Here is a 14,732-nt window from a genome sequence, read left to right as displayed (position 1 = left end):
GTCGGTCGACGGTCGTCCTTCGGTCTTCTGCGGTCGCCGCCGCGGGGCGACCCTAACCGACGGTCCGGTGCGCCCGGCCGGTGTCAGGCGCGGGTCGCGGGCTCGTGCGCTCCGCCGTCGCGCGTCTTGCGGTCCCGGTCCTGCTCCGGGCCCTGCTCCCGGTCCTCTTCACGCGCCTCCGCGTAGTCGCCGAGGACCGCGACGTCGAACGCCGCGCCGGCGAAGACGGAGATCGCCCGGACTGCGTCGCCCAGCAGGTGGCGGCGGTGCCGGTGGCCGCCGTCGCCGCTCCGCGCGTCGAGCGCGGCGAGCGCGGTGGCGCCCGTGGCCCGGCCGCCGGATGTCTGGGGAGGGATGGGGGTGCTGTTCATGACTCCACGGGTCCGCAGTCGTTTCGCCCTATTGGTCCATATCCATCCTAGGTCCCACCATGGCTTTCCTCCGCCCGCAACCCGGCCTGTCCCTTCTCCCCGCGTACGGGGGAAATCGTTCGCCCGCCGGAGCGAGCGGGGCTAGAATCACGCGTCTCCCGCCTCCCGCGCCACGGCACCGCAGGGCGTTCCTTCCACACGCCCGTGTGCCGCCGTGCCGCCGGGGAGGAGCCGACCGGTCGGTACCGGCCGGCGGACCGCGCTCCCGGCGGCCGTGTCCTCGTCGGCCCCCGCCGGCCCGCAGGCCCCCGCCGGCGTACGCGGTCCCCTCCGACCCTGTCGTCCACCGCACCCGGTGTGCGGCGCGGCCGCACGCCCGAGCGGCTCGCCCACCGCCGTCGTGCGCGCTTTCCGCAGGAGGCCGCAACGTGCCCGCGCACGCCCCCGACATGCTCGACCCGCTCGAACGCGAACGCGCCCACCTGGCCGCGTCACGCACCGCGCTGCGCGCCATGCGCCACGATGTCGAGTCGCTCGACATCAGGAACGTCACCGCCAACTGGGTGAACGCCGAGGCGCTCCAGCGCCAGATCGACGCCCGGATCGAGGCTCTCGCCGACCTCGCCGGCACCCCGCTGTTCTTCGGCCGCCTGGACTACGCGGACTCCCCGCGATCCCCCGGCGCCCCGGAGCACGGCACTCACGCGGCGGCCCGGTACTACATCGGCCGCCGCCACGTCCACGACGCCGACGGCGACCCGATGGTCATCGACTGGCGCGCCCCCGTCTCCCAGCCTTTCTACCGCGCCTCGAAAAAGGACCCGCAGGGCGTCGGCCTGCGCCGCCGCTTCGGCTACACCGGCGGCGAGCTGACCGCGTACGAGGACGAGCGCCTGTCCGACCCGGACGAGGCCGAGAAGGCCAGCGCCCTGCTCAGGCGCGAGATCGAGCGCCCGCGCGTCGGTCCGATGCGCGACATCGTGGCCACCATCCAGCCCGAGCAGGACGAGATCGTCCGTACCGGCGTCGACGGCACCGTGTGCGTCCAGGGCGCGCCGGGCACCGGCAAGACGGCCGTCGGCCTGCACCGCGTGGCCTACCTGCTCTACGCGCACCGCGAGCGCCTGGCCCGCACCGGGACGCTGGTCATCGGCCCCAACCGGTCCTTCCTGCGCTACATCGAACAGGTCCTGCCGGCCCTGGGCGAGCTGGCGGTGCGGCAGGCGACCGTGGAGGACCTGATCACCGAGGCGACAGACGTGGAGGTGCGCGGCACGGACGATCCGGAGACCGCCCGGATCAAGGGCGACGGCCGCATGGCCGAGGTGCTGCGCCGCGCGGTCCGCTCGGGCGTGACGATGCCGGCCGAGCCGTGCGTCGTCGTCCGCGGCTCACGCCGCTGGCGCGTGCCGGCGTACGAACTGGAGGAGATCGTCCGCGAGCTGCTGGAGCGCGGCATCCGCTACGGCGCCGCCCGCGAGGCCCTGCCGCAGCGCGTCGCGCACGCCGTGCTGACGCGCATGGAGCGCTCTGGCGAGGCCCCCGACGACCGTGTGCAGGACGCGGTGGCGCGCAACGCGGCAGTGAAGTCGCTGGTCAAGACCGTGTGGCCGGAGGTCGATCCGGCGAAGCTGGTACTGCGGCTGCTGTCGGACGACGGCTTCCTGGCCGAGTGTTCCGAGGGCGTCCTCACCGACGAGGAGCGCAAGGCGATCCTGTGGACGAAGCCGCCGCGCGGGGTGCGTTCGGCGAAGTGGTCGGCCGCCGACGCCGTACTGATCGACGAGGCAGCCGACCTGGTGCGGCGTACCCCCTCGCTCGGCCATGTCGTCCTGGACGAGGCGCAGGACCTCTCCCCCATGCAGTACCGGGCGGTGGGCCGCCGCTGCACCACCGGGTCGGCGACGGTGCTGGGCGACCTGGCACAGGGCACCACGCCGTGGGCGACCGCGAGCTGGGCCGAGGCCCTGTCCCACCTGGGCAAACCGGACGCGGCGGTGGAGGAGTTGACCCGGGGCTTCCGCGTGCCGCGCGAGGTCATCGCCTACGCCTCCCGGCTGCTGCCGCACATCGCGCCGGGCCTGTCCGAGGCGACCTCGATCCGCGGGGCGGCGGGCTCCCTGCGGGTACGGGCGGTGGCGGTGGACGGGCTGGACGGCGCGGTGGTGGACGCCTGCCGCGAGGCGCTCCGGCGCGAGGGTTCGATCGGCCTGATCGCCGCCGACGCCCGCGTCCCCGCCCTGGCATCGGCCCTGGACGCCGCCGGCGTCCCCCACCTCGCCCCGGGGACGGAGACGGACGCCGACACCCGCCTCACCCTCGTCCCGGCGACCCTGGCCAAGGGCCTGGAGTACGACCATGTGGTCCTGGACGAGCCGGCCGCCGTCGTCGACGGCGAACCGGACGAGCGCACCGGCCTGCGCCGCCTGTACGTCTCCCTCACCCGTGCGGTCTCCGGCCTCACCGTCGTCCACGCGGCCTCCCTGCCGGAGCCGCTGCGTGACGGGGGCGACACCTGACGGAACGCCGGGCGGCCTCCCCCTCCCGCCCACCGCCGGGGGCGGAATTCCGCCGATGGGCCCGGCACCGGTTGCGCGGAGGTGCCCGGCGACGGGCCTCCGGGTGGAGCGCCGCGACCGGACGGTGCCGGCCCACCAGGGCCGAACGTCCCTGTCGGCGGGGGCGACCGGCCCACGAGGACGTGCCCCAACGCCTCGGCGGGAGAGGACCTTCACCGCTCCGCACGGCGGCGGTCCGGTGGAAGAGTTCGAGTGGGCGCCGAAACGGCCGGACGACGGTACGGCAAGGCGCGGCACAGCACGGCGGACGGCCTGTCCGCCACCCCGCCCAACCGCTCCCTCTCCTCGCCCTCCCGGAGGTCGCCATGTTCGGAACGCTCATGCTCCTCGTCGGCCCGGCACTGGGTTTCCGGCTGCTCGGCGCACTGGGTGCCGCCCGGTTCCCGACATGGCGGGTCTCAGCCGTGCACGGCCTGGCGGTCATGCTGGCGGTCACCGCGACCACGCACTTCGTCCGGTCGGGCGCCACCTCGATGCCCGGTCACGAGGACATGGCGGCCATGGTCCCGCCGTTCGTGCCGTGGCCCCACACCATGGTCTACCTGACCGGTGTGCTGGAGTTCCTCGGCGCCGCGGGGCTCGTCCTGGCGGCGACCCGCCCGGCGACCGGGTTCGCTCTGGCCGTGCTCTTCTCGCTGATGCTCCCGGCCAACGTCTACGCCGCGGTCGAGGGGGTCGTGTTCAACGGCGGCGCGGCCACACCGCTGTGGGTCAGGGTTCCCGTGCAGGCGGTCTTCATCGCCGTCGCGCTGTGGGCGGCCGTCGACGAACGCGGTGTCGCCCAGCGGTTGCCGAAGGCCGCGGCGGTCCGGCGCCCCGCCCTGCAGCGGTGACCCCGGTGCGGCGGTGGCCGCGAGCGGTGACCGCTCCCGGCCACCGCCGCACCTCCGGGTCCACCCGGGGGCGGCCGTCCGAGGGTACGCGCGGGACACCCGCCGGCTCAGCCGTCCAGCGTCTCGCGCCAGGCGCGTACCGCGTCCGGGGAGACCGGGGTGTCCCAGCCGCCGAGGCGGGCCGCGCCGCCGATGTGAAAGGCGGTCACGCCCGCCGCGCGCAGGACGGGGACGTGGCCGAGGCCCAGGCCGCCGCCGGCCATCAGGAGCGGGAGGTAGCCGGGCTCCCCGGCGGCCGTACGGGCCGCCTCGGCGCACAGGACCGCCAGGCCCGCCGTCACTCCGTCCGCCGAGCCGGCGGTGAGGTAGGCGTCCAGGCCCGGGTGCCCGTCGAGCCGCTTGCGCAGCCCGGCGCGGTCGGCGCAGTGGTCGATGGCGCGGTGGAAGGTCCAGCGGCAGCCGGGGACGGTGTCGAGGAGTACGCCGATCGCGGCGAGGTCGGGCTGCCCGGTGTCGTCGAGGAAGCCGAGCACGAACTCCTCGGCGCCCTCCGCGCGCAGGCCGCGCGCCCGCTCGCACAGTTCCTCCAGCTCCGCCTCGCCGCCCGCCGCGAATCCGTCCTTCGCGCGCAGCATCACACGCACCGGCAGGCCGGTGGCGCCGCGGACGGCGGCGAAGGTCCCCCGGGCGGGGGTGAGGCCGTCGGCGGCCATGTCGCCGACCAGTTCGAGGCGGTCCGCCCCGCCGGTCTGCGCGGCGATCGCGTCGTGGACGTCGAGGGCGATCACTTCGAGGATTGGTCTAGACATATAACGGAGCCTGCCATATCGCGGGACACGCCGGGAAGACGGGGCACACAATTGCGCCATGGCCACGCCGAAGAACCGCCATCCGGCCCGCGACGGGCTGCGGGAGCGCTGGACCCGGACCCTCCTCGCCGTACGCCGCCCGGAGGCGGACCTCCCCGCGGACACGCCCTCCCCGTACGCCTACGCCGACGACCTCCTCGCCCGCTGGGCCGAGCCCCACCGCCGCTACCACACCACCGACCACCTGATCGCCGTCCTGGACCGCGTCGGCCTTCTCTCCGCGCACTGCTCCGGTCCCGAGGAGGTCGCCACCGTCTCGCTGGCCGCCTGGTTCCACGACGCGGTCCATCTCCCGGACCGCTCCACCAACGAGGAGCGCAGCGCCCGCCTGGCCGAGCGCGCCCTGCCCGAGGCGGGCGTCCCCCCCCGTCCTGGCCGCCGAGGTGGCCCGGCTGGTCCGCCTCACCGCCGGACACGACCCGGCCCCCGGCGACACGGGCGGCGAGGTGCTCTGCGACGCCGATCTCGCGGTACTGGCCGGGTCGCCGCAGGAGTACGCGGCCTATGCCGCCGCCGTCCGCGAGGAGTACGGCTTCGTCCCCGACGACGCCTTCCGGACCGGACGCGCCGAGGTCCTGCGCCATCTGCTGGGCCTGCCGACGCTGTTCCGCACCCACTACGGCCGGGAGCACTGGGAGCACACCGCCCGCCGCAACCTGGCCACGGAACTGGACCTGCTCACCGCGTGAGGCACACCTAGGCTGGAGCGATGGAACGACTCGACGCCCTTGAGCGGGGATACGCGGAGTTCGGCCGGCGCGTCCGCTCGGTGCGCGACGACCAGTGGGACGCCCCCACCCCGTGCACCGAGTGGACCGTGCGCGATCTGGTCCGCCACCTGGTCGCCGAGCACCTGTGGGCGCCCCGGCTGCTGCGGGGCGCGACGCTGGAGGAGGTGGGCGACCGGTTCGACGGCGACGTCCTCGGCGACGACCCGCGGGCCGCGTGGCGGCGTGCCGCCGAGGAATCACGGGCCGCCTTCCACCGCCCCGGCGCCCTGGACGGGCACGTGCACACCAGCGACGGCCCGCGACCGGCCGCCGACTACGCCCGCGAGATGACCACCGACCTCACCGTGCACGCGTGGGACCTGGCGCGCGGCGTCGGCGCCGACGACCGGCTGGACGAGGAGCTGGCCCGGTACGTGTACGAGGCGGTGCGCCCCGTGGCGGACTCCCTGCGTGACACCGGACTGTTCGGCGAGCCGGTCGGGGCGGGCGAGGGCGCGGGGGTCCAGGACAGGCTGGTGGCCCTGCTGGGCCGCCGCCCCTGATCCGCCTGGACGGCACGGCGGTGCGGACCGTCCGGCCGTCCGGTGAAAGGACGGACGACGAGGCCTCCGACCAGGAATGCTCTTCCCGGCGGTGACGTTGGGCCTGGACATGCCACCACTCGACACATCACCGTCCGGGGGTGTCCCGCCGCGCGCGGGGCGTCCCCGCATGCCCCTGGCCGTCTACGTGCTGGGGCTGTCCGTGTTCGCGCTCGGCACCTCGGAGTTCATGATCGCCGGGCTGCTCCAGCCGATCGCCCGCGACATGTCGGTGACCATTCCGCAGGCCGGGCTGCTGGTGTCCGCCTTCGCCATCGGCATGGTGGTCGGCGCCCCGGTGCTGGCCGGTGCGACTCTGCGGCTGCCCCGCCGCACCACCCTGGTGTCGCTGCTGGCCGTCTTCGGGACCGGGCAGGTGGCCGGCGCCCTCGCCCCGACGTACGAGGTGCTGTTCGCCTCGCGGGTGGTGAGCGCGCTGGCGTGCGCCGGGTTCTGGGCGGTGGGCGCCGCCGTGGCCGTGTCGCTGGCCCCGGCGGGCGCGAAGGCGAAGGCGATGGCGGTGATGATCGGCGGGCTGAGCGTGGCCAACGTCCTGGGCGTGCCGGCCGGTGCGCTCCTGGGGCAGCACGCCGGCTGGCGGGCCGCGTTCTGGGCGGTGGCCCTCCTGGCGGCGGTCGCGGTGGCCGGGGTGCTGGCGCTGGTGCCGCCCACCCGGCCGCCCACCGGTGCGGACCGGCCCGTACTCCGCCGCGAACTGCGGATCTACCGCGAAGGCCAGGTGTGGCTGGCGCTGGTGATCACCGCGCTCAACGCCGCCGCCACCTTCTGCCTCTTCTCCTACCTCTCCCCGCTGCTCACCGACACCGCCGGCCTGGGCGAGGGCTGGGTGCCGACCGTGCTGGCGCTGTACGGGGCCGGCGCGCTGATCGGCGCCGCGCTCGGCGGCCGGGTCGGCGACGCGCACCTGTTCGGCGCCATGTACGCCGGTCTGGCCGCCACCACCGCCGTACTGGCACTGCTGGCGCTCACCGCACACCTACCGGTGGCGGCCGTCGGGCTGGCGCTGGGGCTGGGGGTGACCTCGTTCTTCACCGCCCCCGCCCTCAACGCCCGGATGTTCGAGGTGGCGGGCGCCGCCCCCACCCTGGCGGGCGCGACGACCACCTCGGCGTTCAACATCGGCAACACCCTCGGTCCCTGGATCGGCGGACTGGTGATCACCGCCGGCTGGGGCTACACAGGCGTCTCCTGGGTCAGCGCGCTGCTGGCCGCCGCGGCCGTCGGCGCGACGGTGGCGGCCTCGCGCTGGCACCGGCGCACCGCCGCCTCCCGTGTGGTGGCCGGCTCGCCCGCGGACACGGCCGCCGGCGGCCCCGCACGGGTCACCGGAACCGCGGGCTGATCCGTCCGGGCAACGGCCCGGCGCGGCGGCCCTGCCTCCGGACCGTCCTCCCGCCGGGCCGCTCCGGCATGCCCCGCCCGGGGTACGGGATTACCCTCGGTTGCCGGTGCACCCGCAGGCCGCCCGCGGCCGGCGCTCCGGCGGCCAGGGCTCCGGGCACGGGTGGAAGGACGTGTGAGATGGACGTGCGCAGGAGGAACAACGTCACCGTCACCGGCCGGGAGGACGGGCCGGTGGTGATGCTGGCGCACGGATTCGGCTGCGACCAGAACCTGTGGCGCCTGGTGGCGCCCGCGCTGGCCGGGGAGTTCCGGGTGGTGCTCTTCGACCACGTGGGCTCCGGCCGCTCGGACCCCTCCGCCTGGAACGAGGAGCGATACTCCTCGCTGGAGGGGTACGCGCAGGACGTGCTGGAGATCTGCCGCGCGCTGGAGCTGCGGGACGTGACGTTCGTGGGGCACTCGGTCAGCGCCATGACCGGGGTGCTGGCTGTACTGCGCGAGCCGGAGCGCTTCGCCAAACTGGTCCTGCTCACCCCCTCCCCCTCCTACATCGACGAGGGCGACTACCGGGGCGGGTTCAGCCGGGCCGACATCGATGAGCTGCTGGAGTCGCTGGAGAGCAACTACCTGGGCTGGTCGGCGGTGATGGCGCCGGTGATCATGGGCAATCCGGACCGGCCCGAGCTGGGCGAGGAGCTGACCAACAGCTTCTGCCGGGCCGACCCGCGCATGGCCCGCGTCTTCGCACGCACCACCTTCCTGTCCGACAACCGCGGGGACCTGGCCGGGGTGACCGTGCCGACGCTGGTGGTCGAGTGCGCGCACGACACCCTGGCCCCGCGCGGGGTGGGCGCGTTCGTCCGGGACGAGATCGCCGGAAGCACCCTGGTCACCCTGGACGCCCACGGGCACTGCCCGCAGCTCAGCAGCCCCGGCCCGACGGCCGAGGCCATCGCCTCCTTCGCGAGGGCGCGGTGACCTCCCGCACGTCCTCCGGGCCGGACGGGCCGGAACCGGAGGACGCCGGGAACCCGGAGGACGACCCGGAGGAGCTGTACGAGAACGCGCCGTGCGGCCAGCTCTCCACCATCCCCGGCGGCAGGATCGTCAGGGTCAACGCCACCCTGCTGGACTGGCTCGGCTACCGCCGCGAGGAACTGGTCGGCCGCCGGACCTTCTCCGAGCTGCTCACCGTCGGCGGCAGGATCTACTACGAGACCCACCTCGCCCCGCTGCTGCGGATGCAGGGCCGCGTCGGCGGGATCGCCCTGGAGATGAAGGCCGCCGACGGCAGCCGGCTGCCGGTGATGGTCGCCGCCGAGGTGCGGGAGGGCTCGGCGGAACGGCCGCCGCTGGTGCGCACCGCCGTCTTCGAGGCCCGCGACCGCCGCGCGTACGAGACCGAGCTGCTGCGTGCCCGGCAGGAGGCCGACCGCGAGCGCGAACGCGTCCAGCAGCTCGTCACCACCCTCCAGCGCAGCCTGCTGCCACCAGCCCTGCCCGACATCCCCGGCACCGAGCTGGCCGCGCACTACCACACCGCCTCGGCCGACGAGGTCGGCGGCGACTTCTACGACCTGTTCCCCGTCTCCGGCGGTCGCTGGGGGCTCTTCCTCGGCGATGTGTCCGGCAAGGGCGCCGCGGCGGCGGCCGTCACCTCCCTCGCCCGCTACTCCCTGCGCGCCGCGAGCGCCTCCGACCCCGATCCGGTCAGGGTGCTGGCCAACCTCAACACCGTCCTGGAGCACGAGAACCACGGCGACGACCCGCGCTTCTGCACCGTCGTCCACGGTCTGCTCACCCCCGGCGGGCACGGCTGCGAGCTCACCCTCGCCAGCGGCGGCCACCCCCCGGCCCTGCTGATGCGCGCCGACGGCACCGCCGGCTATCTGCACACCCCCGGAGGCCAGTTGGTCGGGGTGCTGCCGAACGCCCACTTCACCGCCGCCACCGTGCGCCTGGCCCCCGGCGACACCCTGCTGCTGTACACCGACGGGCTGACCGAGGCCCGTACCCTCCGTGCCGGAGGCCACCGCGGGGAGCGGTACCGGGAGCGGGACGGAGGGCGCTACGGGGAGGAGGCCCTGCTCGACTTCGCGGCCGGACTGGCCCCGACGAGCGCCGCGGATGCCGTCGCCGCCGTCAGCGCCCTGCTGGAGGGGCTGGGTGAGGGCGTGGACGACGACACCGCCGTACTGGCCCTCGGTGTCCCCGCCTCCCGGGAGGACCCGGGAGGCGGGGACGGGCCGGACACCCCGGGCACGCCGGACGGGCCGGGACCGCTCAGGGCGCCATGACCACCCGGCGCGGGGGCCTGCGCCGCCGCAGGCCGGCCTCCGTCAGCCGCCGCAGCAGTTCCTTGCCGCCCACCTCGACCGCGCCCAGCCGCACCGCCCGCTCGTAGCGGTGGGCGGGTACGTCGTAGTGGTCGCGGTCGAAGGCGTGGCGCGGGCAGCCGAGGGCGGCGGCGAACGCGTGCAGTTCCTCGTAGGAGGCGTCGCTGACCAGGTGCGACCACAGCATCCCGTGGCCCGGCCACTCGGGCGGGTCGATGTAGACGGTCACCGGGCGCTTCCCAGCTCCCCGACGGGCGCCACCGCCGTCGCCGTCCGGCCGCACACCCAGTGCGGGTCCGGGCCCAGCTCGGGCTCGACGTCGAGCGCGTGCTCCTCCTCACCGACGCACAGCGGGCAGCCCGGCCAGCGGCCGCGGCGGTCCAGCAGGGCGTCCTGGACGTCCTGGGCGATCAGGCCGGCGACGAAGGAGGCGCCCTCGGGCCACTGCCCGACCCACCAGCGGCGGTGGGAGACCGCGTCCTCGACCAGCGAGACGACCTCGGCCTCGGCGATGCCGCAGGCGGTGAGGTCGGCGAGGACGAGCGCCCGGCCCGTGTGGAGGGCGCGTTCGAGGCCGTGGGGGTCGGAGTCGTGGGGATCGGGACCGGGGGAAGAGGGGCGCTGCTCTGTCATAGCCCCTCCATTGGAGCAGAAGACCGGGAGAACCGCCCCGCCGACCGCGACCGCCGGAGGAGGGCGGACGTCTTGACGGCCCCGCGTGGTGAAAATATCTTCCACCACGTGAACAACACTGTGAAGGAAAGTTTCGCCGACCCGGTCCGCGACACCGCGCCGGGCCGCCGCCCCGGTCCCCCGGAGCCCGCCGCCCTCGCGGCCAAGGTGCGCACCATGGCCCCCTCGATGACCCGCTCCATGCAACGCGTCGCCGAGGCCGTCGCCGGCGATCCCGCCGGGTGCGCGCAGCTCACCGTCACCGGTCTCGCCGAGCGCACCGGCACCAGCGAGGCGACCGTCGTACGGACCTCGCGCCTGCTGGGCTACCCCGGCTACCGCGATCTGCGCCTGGCGCTGGCCGGACTCGCAGCGCAGCAGGCCTCCGGCGCCTCCCCGTCGGTGACCGCCGACATCGCCGTGGACGATCCCATCGAGGACGTCATAGCCAAGCTCGCCCACGACGAACGGCAGACCCTCGCCGACACCGCCGCCGGGCTGGACCCCGGCCAGGTCGAGGCGGCCGCGCACGCCATGGCCTCCGCCCGCCGGATAGACCTCTACGGCGCCGGCGCCTCCGCCCTGGTCGCCCAGGACCTGGCACAGAAGCTGCTGCGCATCGGCCTGATCGCCCACGCCCACGCCGATCCGCATCTGGCCGTCACCGGCGCCGTGCAACTGCGCGCCGGAGACGTCGCCCTGGCGGTGACCCACTCCGGCCGGACCGTGGACGTGATCGAACCGCTGCGCGTCGCCTTCGACCACGGTGCCACCACCGTGGCCGTCACCGGCCGCCCGGACGGGGAGATCACGCAGTACGCCGACCACGTGCTGACCACCTCCACGGCGCGCGAGAGCGAACTGCGCCCGGCGGCCATGTCCAGCCGGACCAGCCAACTGCTGGTCGTGGACTGCCTGTTCATCGGCGTGGCACAGCGCACCTACGAGACCGCCGCCCCCGCGCTGTCGGCCTCCTACGAGGCGCTGGCCCACCGCCACTCGCCCCGGCAGCGCTGACACCCACACCCCCGACCACCCGAGCAGCACCCGAGCAGCACCACCCAACCCCCCACACCCCTGCCCGGGCACCGGCACCGGTGGCCGGCCCCCGGCATCCGGAAGAACGGAAAGAGCCGCACCGTCATGACCTCCTCTCCGACCGCCGCCGGCCGCGAACCCGGCGAACCCGGCGAACCCGGCCACGGTCCCGGCACCCCCGGTGACTCCCGTGCCCCCCTCGGCCCCAGTGACCCGGACGACCCTGACGGCGCGTACGGCCGGCTGCGCGCCGAGCTGGACACGCTCACCACCGAGGCGTTCCGCAGCGACCTGTCCGAGATCGACCGGCTACCCACCCTGGAGATCGCCAGGGTCATGAACGGGGAGGACGCCACCGTCCCCACCGCCGTCGCCTCCCAGCTCCCGCGCATCGCCGCCGCCATCGACGCCACCGCCGAGCGGATGGCGCGCGGCGGGCGGCTGGTCTACACGGGGGCGGGGACGGCCGGGCGGCTGGGCGTCCTGGACGCCAGTGAGTGCCCGCCCACCTTCGACACCGACCCCTCCCAGGTGGTCGGGGTGATCGCGGGCGGCCCGCACGCGCTGGTCAGCGCGGCCGAGGGCGCCGAGGACCGCCCCGACCTCGCCGCGGCCGACCTCGACGGGCTGGGGCTGGGCCCCGACGACGTGGTGGTCGGCGTGTCGGCCTCCGGGCGCACCCCGTACACCGTCGGCGCGGTCGAGCACGCGCGGCGGCTGGGGGCGCTGACGGTCGGGCTGTCCTGCAACTCCGGCTCACCGCTGGCGACGGCGGCCGACCACGGCATCGAGGTCGTCGTGGGCCCGGAGCTGATCACCGGCTCCTCCCGGCTCAAGGCGGGCACGGCCCAGAAGCTGGTCCTCAACATGATCTCGACCATCACCATGATCCGGCTGGGCAAGACGTACGGGAACCTGATGGTCGACGTGCGCGCCTCGAACGAGAAACTGCGGGCCCGCTCGCGCCGTATCGTCTCGCTGGCCACGGGTGCGAGCGACGAGCGGATCGAGTCCGCGCTCGTGGCCACCGGCGGCGAGGTGAAGAACGCCATCCTCACCATCCTGGGCGAGGTGGACGGCCCCACGGCCGAGCGGCTGCTGAGGGAGTCGGGCGGCCGGCTGCGCGCGGCCCTGGAGGCGGCGGACGGCTGACGCCTGTCCCGCGGGCCCGCTGTCCCGGTCTCCCGCGTGCCGCCGGCCGTACGGCACGCCCGCGCGCGGGGGGACTCCGGCCCACGGCGGAGGAGACCGTGCACCGCGGGCCGGGCCCGGGCAGGAGCGACCGCATGCGGCCCCGGGAGGCCGTCCGGTGCGCCGCCCCCGGGCCGGGCCGTGAAGCGGTGCCGGAACCCACCTCCTGAACATGACGAGAGGGCGGCACCCCTCGCGGGGTGCCGCCCTCGTCACCGTGCGCGCGGCGCGCGCCCGGCGGGAACCGCCGATCCGCGGGGCGGATCAGAAGTCCATGCCACCGCCCATGCCGGCTGCGGCGGCGGCGTCGGCGCCGGCACCGGCCTTCTCCGGCTTGTCGGCGATGACGGCCTCGGTGGTGAGGAAGAGCGCCGCGATGGAGGCGGCGTTCTGCAGCGCGGAACGGGTGACCTTGGCCGGGTCGATGATGCCCTCGGCGATCATGTCCACGTAATCACCGGTCGCGGCGTTCAGACCGTGGCCCGGGGTCAGGTTGCGCACCTTCTCCACGATGACACCGCCCTCGAGGCCGGCGTTGACCGCGATCTGCTTCAGCGGGGCCTCCAGCGCGGCCTTGACCGCGGCGGCACCGGTGGCCTCGTCTCCGTCGAGCTCCAGCTTCTCGAAGACCGCGGAGGCCTGCAGCAGGGCCACGCCACCGCCGGCGACGATGCCCTCCTCGACGGCCGCCTTGGCGTTGCGCACCGCGTCCTCGATGCGGTGCTTGCGCTCCTTCAGCTCCACCTCGGTGGCGGCGCCGGCCTTGATGACGGCCACGCCGCCGGCCAGCTTCGCCAGACGCTCCTGGAGCTTCTCGCGGTCGTAGTCGGAGTCGGAGTTCTCGATCTCGGCGCGGATCTGGTTGACGCGGCCGTTGACCTGCTCGCTGTCACCGGCACCGTCGACGATGGTGGTCTCGTCCTTGGTGATGACGATCTTGCGGGCGCGGCCCAGCAGCTCCAGACCGGCGTTCTCCAGCTTGAGGCCGACCTCCTCGGAGATGACCTGGCCACCGGTGAGGATGGCGATGTCGCCGAGCATGGCCTTGCGGCGGTCGCCGAAGCCCGGGGCCTTGACGGCGACGGACTTGAAGGTGCCGCGGATCTTGTTGACCACCAGGGTGGACAGGGCCTCGCCCTCGACGTCCTCGGCGATGATCAGCAGCGGCTTGCCGGCCTGCATGACCTTCTCCAGCAGCGGGAGCAGGTCCTTGACGGCGCTGATCTTGGAGTTGGCGATCAGGATGTAGGGGTCCTCCAGGACCGCCTCCATCCGCTCCATGTCGGTGGCGAAGTAGGCGGAGATGTAACCCTTGTCGAAGCGCATGCCCTCGGTGAGCTCGAGCTCCAGACCGAAGGTCTGCGACTCCTCGACGGTGATGACGCCTTCCTTGCCGACCTTGTCCATGGCCTCGGCGATCAGCTCGCCGATCTGGGTGTCGGCGGCGGAGATGGAGGCGGTCGAGGCGATCTGCTCCTTGGTCTCCACCTCCTTGGCCTGCTCCAGCAGGGCGGCGGAGACGGCCTCGGTGGCCTTCTCGATGCCGCGCTTGAGGGCCATCGGGTTGGCGCCGGCGGCGACGTTGCGCAGGCCCTCGCGGACCAGCGCCTGGGCCAGGACGGTCGCGGTGGTCGTACCGTCACCGGCGACGTCGTCGGTCTTCTTCGCGACCTCCTTGACCAGCTCGGCGCCGATCTTCTCGTACGGGTCCTCGAGCTCGATCTCCTTGGCGATGGAGACACCATCGTTGGTGATCGTGGGGGCGCCCCACTTCTTCTCAAGGACGACGTTGCGGCCCTTGGGGCCGAGCGTGACCTTGACGGCGTCGGCGAGCTGGTTCATCCCGCGCTCGAGGCCGCGCCGCGCCTCCTCGTCGAACGCGATGGTCTTGGCCATGTGAAGTGGTCCTCCCTGGGGTTCCCCATGCCGAAGGCCAGGGGCGGGTTGGGATGTCTCCGGACCGCTCTGGCGCCCGCGACGGACGGCCCACCGGCCCGCTGGTTCCTTGCTCCACCGGGCTTGCGGACCTCACCGAACCGGTCCTTGCTTTGTCACTCTCACCTTCAGAGTGCTAACGCCAATGATTAGCACTCGACCCCTCCGAGTGCAAGCGCGCCGGGTGTTCCGCGTGCCCGTACCCCCGGGTACGGGACGGACGAGGGGGCG

The 14,732-nt window shown here is 74.4% G+C and carries 13 protein-coding genes and 1 pseudogene; 9 read left to right on the top strand and 5 right to left on the bottom strand.

Annotated elements, in window-relative coordinates; all coding sequences use genetic code 11:
- Window positions 1–83: 83 nt before the first annotated feature.
- Window positions 84–371, bottom strand: coding sequence for a hypothetical protein (locus tag ACGRHY_RS15670; protein ID WP_394635952.1), 288 nt, complete (start codon window positions 369–371; stop codon window positions 84–86).
- Between the two features lie 449 nt (window positions 372–820).
- Here ACGRHY_RS15670 and ACGRHY_RS15665 point away from each other — a divergent pair, with 449 nt between their 5' ends.
- The gene (locus ACGRHY_RS15665) at window positions 821–2,890 is read left to right on the top strand and encodes a HelD family protein (protein ID WP_394638070.1); all 2,070 of its coding nucleotides are present in this window, start codon (window positions 821–823) and stop codon (window positions 2,888–2,890) included.
- Window positions 2,891–3,255: 365 nt separating this feature from the next.
- Window positions 3,256–3,783: a DoxX family protein gene (locus ACGRHY_RS15660; protein ID WP_394635951.1), complete on the top strand. Its 528-nt coding sequence runs from the start codon at window positions 3,256–3,258 to the stop codon at window positions 3,781–3,783.
- Between the two features lie 107 nt (window positions 3,784–3,890).
- Here the strand turns inward: ACGRHY_RS15660 and ACGRHY_RS15655 are convergent, their stop codons facing one another.
- The gene (locus tag ACGRHY_RS15655; protein WP_394635950.1) at window positions 3,891–4,592 is read right to left on the bottom strand and encodes a copper homeostasis protein CutC; all 702 of its coding nucleotides are present in this window, start codon (window positions 4,590–4,592) and stop codon (window positions 3,891–3,893) included.
- Between the two features lie 58 nt (window positions 4,593–4,650).
- On the opposite strand from ACGRHY_RS15655, the pseudogene ACGRHY_RS15650 reads away from it, so the two are divergent.
- From ACGRHY_RS15650 to ACGRHY_RS15630, 5 genes and pseudogenes are all read left to right on the top strand, one after another.
- Window positions 4,651–5,341, top strand: a pseudogene (locus ACGRHY_RS15650) (HD domain-containing protein).
- A 20-nt stretch (window positions 5,342–5,361) separates the two neighbouring features.
- Window positions 5,362–5,925, top strand: a complete 564-nt coding sequence (locus ACGRHY_RS15645) for a TIGR03086 family metal-binding protein (RefSeq protein WP_394635949.1) — start codon at window positions 5,362–5,364, stop codon at window positions 5,923–5,925.
- 169 nt (window positions 5,926–6,094) lie between these two features.
- Window positions 6,095–7,327 (top strand): Cmx/CmrA family chloramphenicol efflux MFS transporter, encoded by a 1,233-nt coding sequence (locus ACGRHY_RS15640; RefSeq protein ID WP_394635948.1) that lies wholly within the window; start codon window positions 6,095–6,097, stop codon window positions 7,325–7,327.
- A 179-nt stretch (window positions 7,328–7,506) separates the two neighbouring features.
- Entirely contained in the window at window positions 7,507–8,307 is an 801-nt protein-coding gene (locus ACGRHY_RS15635; RefSeq protein WP_394635947.1) for an alpha/beta fold hydrolase, read from the top strand.
- A complete protein-coding gene (locus ACGRHY_RS15630; RefSeq protein WP_394635946.1) occupies window positions 8,304–9,626 on the top strand; it encodes a PP2C family protein-serine/threonine phosphatase in 1,323 nt (440 codons plus the stop codon). Before ACGRHY_RS15635 ends, ACGRHY_RS15630 begins: the two co-directional genes overlap by 4 nt.
- Here the strand turns inward: ACGRHY_RS15630 and ACGRHY_RS15625 are convergent.
- Both ACGRHY_RS15625 and ACGRHY_RS15620 read right to left on the bottom strand, forming a co-directional pair.
- Window positions 9,613–9,894, bottom strand: coding sequence for a DUF4031 domain-containing protein (locus ACGRHY_RS15625; RefSeq protein ID WP_394635945.1), 282 nt, complete (start codon window positions 9,892–9,894; stop codon window positions 9,613–9,615). The genes ACGRHY_RS15630 and ACGRHY_RS15625 overlap by 14 nt on opposite strands.
- Complete coding sequence (locus ACGRHY_RS15620; RefSeq protein WP_394635944.1) at window positions 9,891–10,298, bottom strand: DUF8819 family protein; 408 nt, start codon at window positions 10,296–10,298, stop codon at window positions 9,891–9,893. Before ACGRHY_RS15620 ends, ACGRHY_RS15625 begins: the two co-directional genes overlap by 4 nt.
- 120 nt (window positions 10,299–10,418) lie before the next feature.
- On the opposite strand from ACGRHY_RS15620, the gene ACGRHY_RS15615 reads away from it, so the two are divergent.
- Window positions 10,419–11,354: a MurR/RpiR family transcriptional regulator gene (locus ACGRHY_RS15615; RefSeq protein ID WP_394638069.1), complete on the top strand. Its 936-nt coding sequence runs from the start codon at window positions 10,419–10,421 to the stop codon at window positions 11,352–11,354.
- A gap of 126 nt (window positions 11,355–11,480) precedes the next feature.
- Window positions 11,481–12,527 carry an N-acetylmuramic acid 6-phosphate etherase gene (gene murQ / locus ACGRHY_RS15610; protein WP_394635943.1) on the top strand — a complete coding sequence of 349 codons (1,047 nt, stop codon included), beginning with the start codon at window positions 11,481–11,483 and terminating at the stop codon, window positions 12,525–12,527.
- Window positions 12,528–12,830: 303 nt separating this feature from the next.
- Here murQ and groL read toward each other — a convergent pair whose 3' ends face one another.
- Window positions 12,831–14,462: a chaperonin GroEL gene (gene groL / locus ACGRHY_RS15605; protein WP_394635942.1), complete on the bottom strand. Its 1,632-nt coding sequence runs from the start codon at window positions 14,460–14,462 to the stop codon at window positions 12,831–12,833.
- Window positions 14,463–14,732 lie beyond the last annotated feature (270 nt).

It is taken from the genome of Streptomyces shinuiensis (genome assembly GCF_043660855.1).
Lineage (GTDB): Bacteria > Actinomycetota > Actinomycetes > Streptomycetales > Streptomycetaceae > Streptomyces.
Note: the sequence above shows the minus strand (reverse complement) of the source record. Positions and strands in the feature narration are given on the sequence as shown.

Coding starts and splice junctions, on each gene's coding strand:
- ACGRHY_RS15635 (WP_394635947.1), top strand. CDS start 7,507: ATGGACGTGCGCAGGAGGAACAACGTCACCGTCACCGGCCGGGAGGAC.
- murQ (WP_394635943.1), top strand. CDS start 11,481: ATGACCTCCTCTCCGACCGCCGCCGGCCGCGAACCCGGCGAACCCGGC.
- ACGRHY_RS15645 (WP_394635949.1), top strand. CDS start 5,362: ATGGAACGACTCGACGCCCTTGAGCGGGGATACGCGGAGTTCGGCCGG.
- ACGRHY_RS15620 (WP_394635944.1), bottom strand. CDS start 10,298: ATGACAGAGCAGCGCCCCTCTTCCCCCGGTCCCGATCCCCACGACTCC.
- ACGRHY_RS15670 (WP_394635952.1), bottom strand. CDS start 371: ATGAACAGCACCCCCATCCCTCCCCAGACATCCGGCGGCCGGGCCACG.
- ACGRHY_RS15660 (WP_394635951.1), top strand. CDS start 3,256: ATGTTCGGAACGCTCATGCTCCTCGTCGGCCCGGCACTGGGTTTCCGG.
- ACGRHY_RS15655 (WP_394635950.1), bottom strand. CDS start 4,592: ATGTCTAGACCAATCCTCGAAGTGATCGCCCTCGACGTCCACGACGCG.
- groL (WP_394635942.1), bottom strand. CDS start 14,462: ATGGCCAAGACCATCGCGTTCGACGAGGAGGCGCGGCGCGGCCTCGAG.
- ACGRHY_RS15640 (WP_394635948.1), top strand. CDS start 6,095: ATGCCCCTGGCCGTCTACGTGCTGGGGCTGTCCGTGTTCGCGCTCGGC.
- ACGRHY_RS15665 (WP_394638070.1), top strand. CDS start 821: ATGCTCGACCCGCTCGAACGCGAACGCGCCCACCTGGCCGCGTCACGC.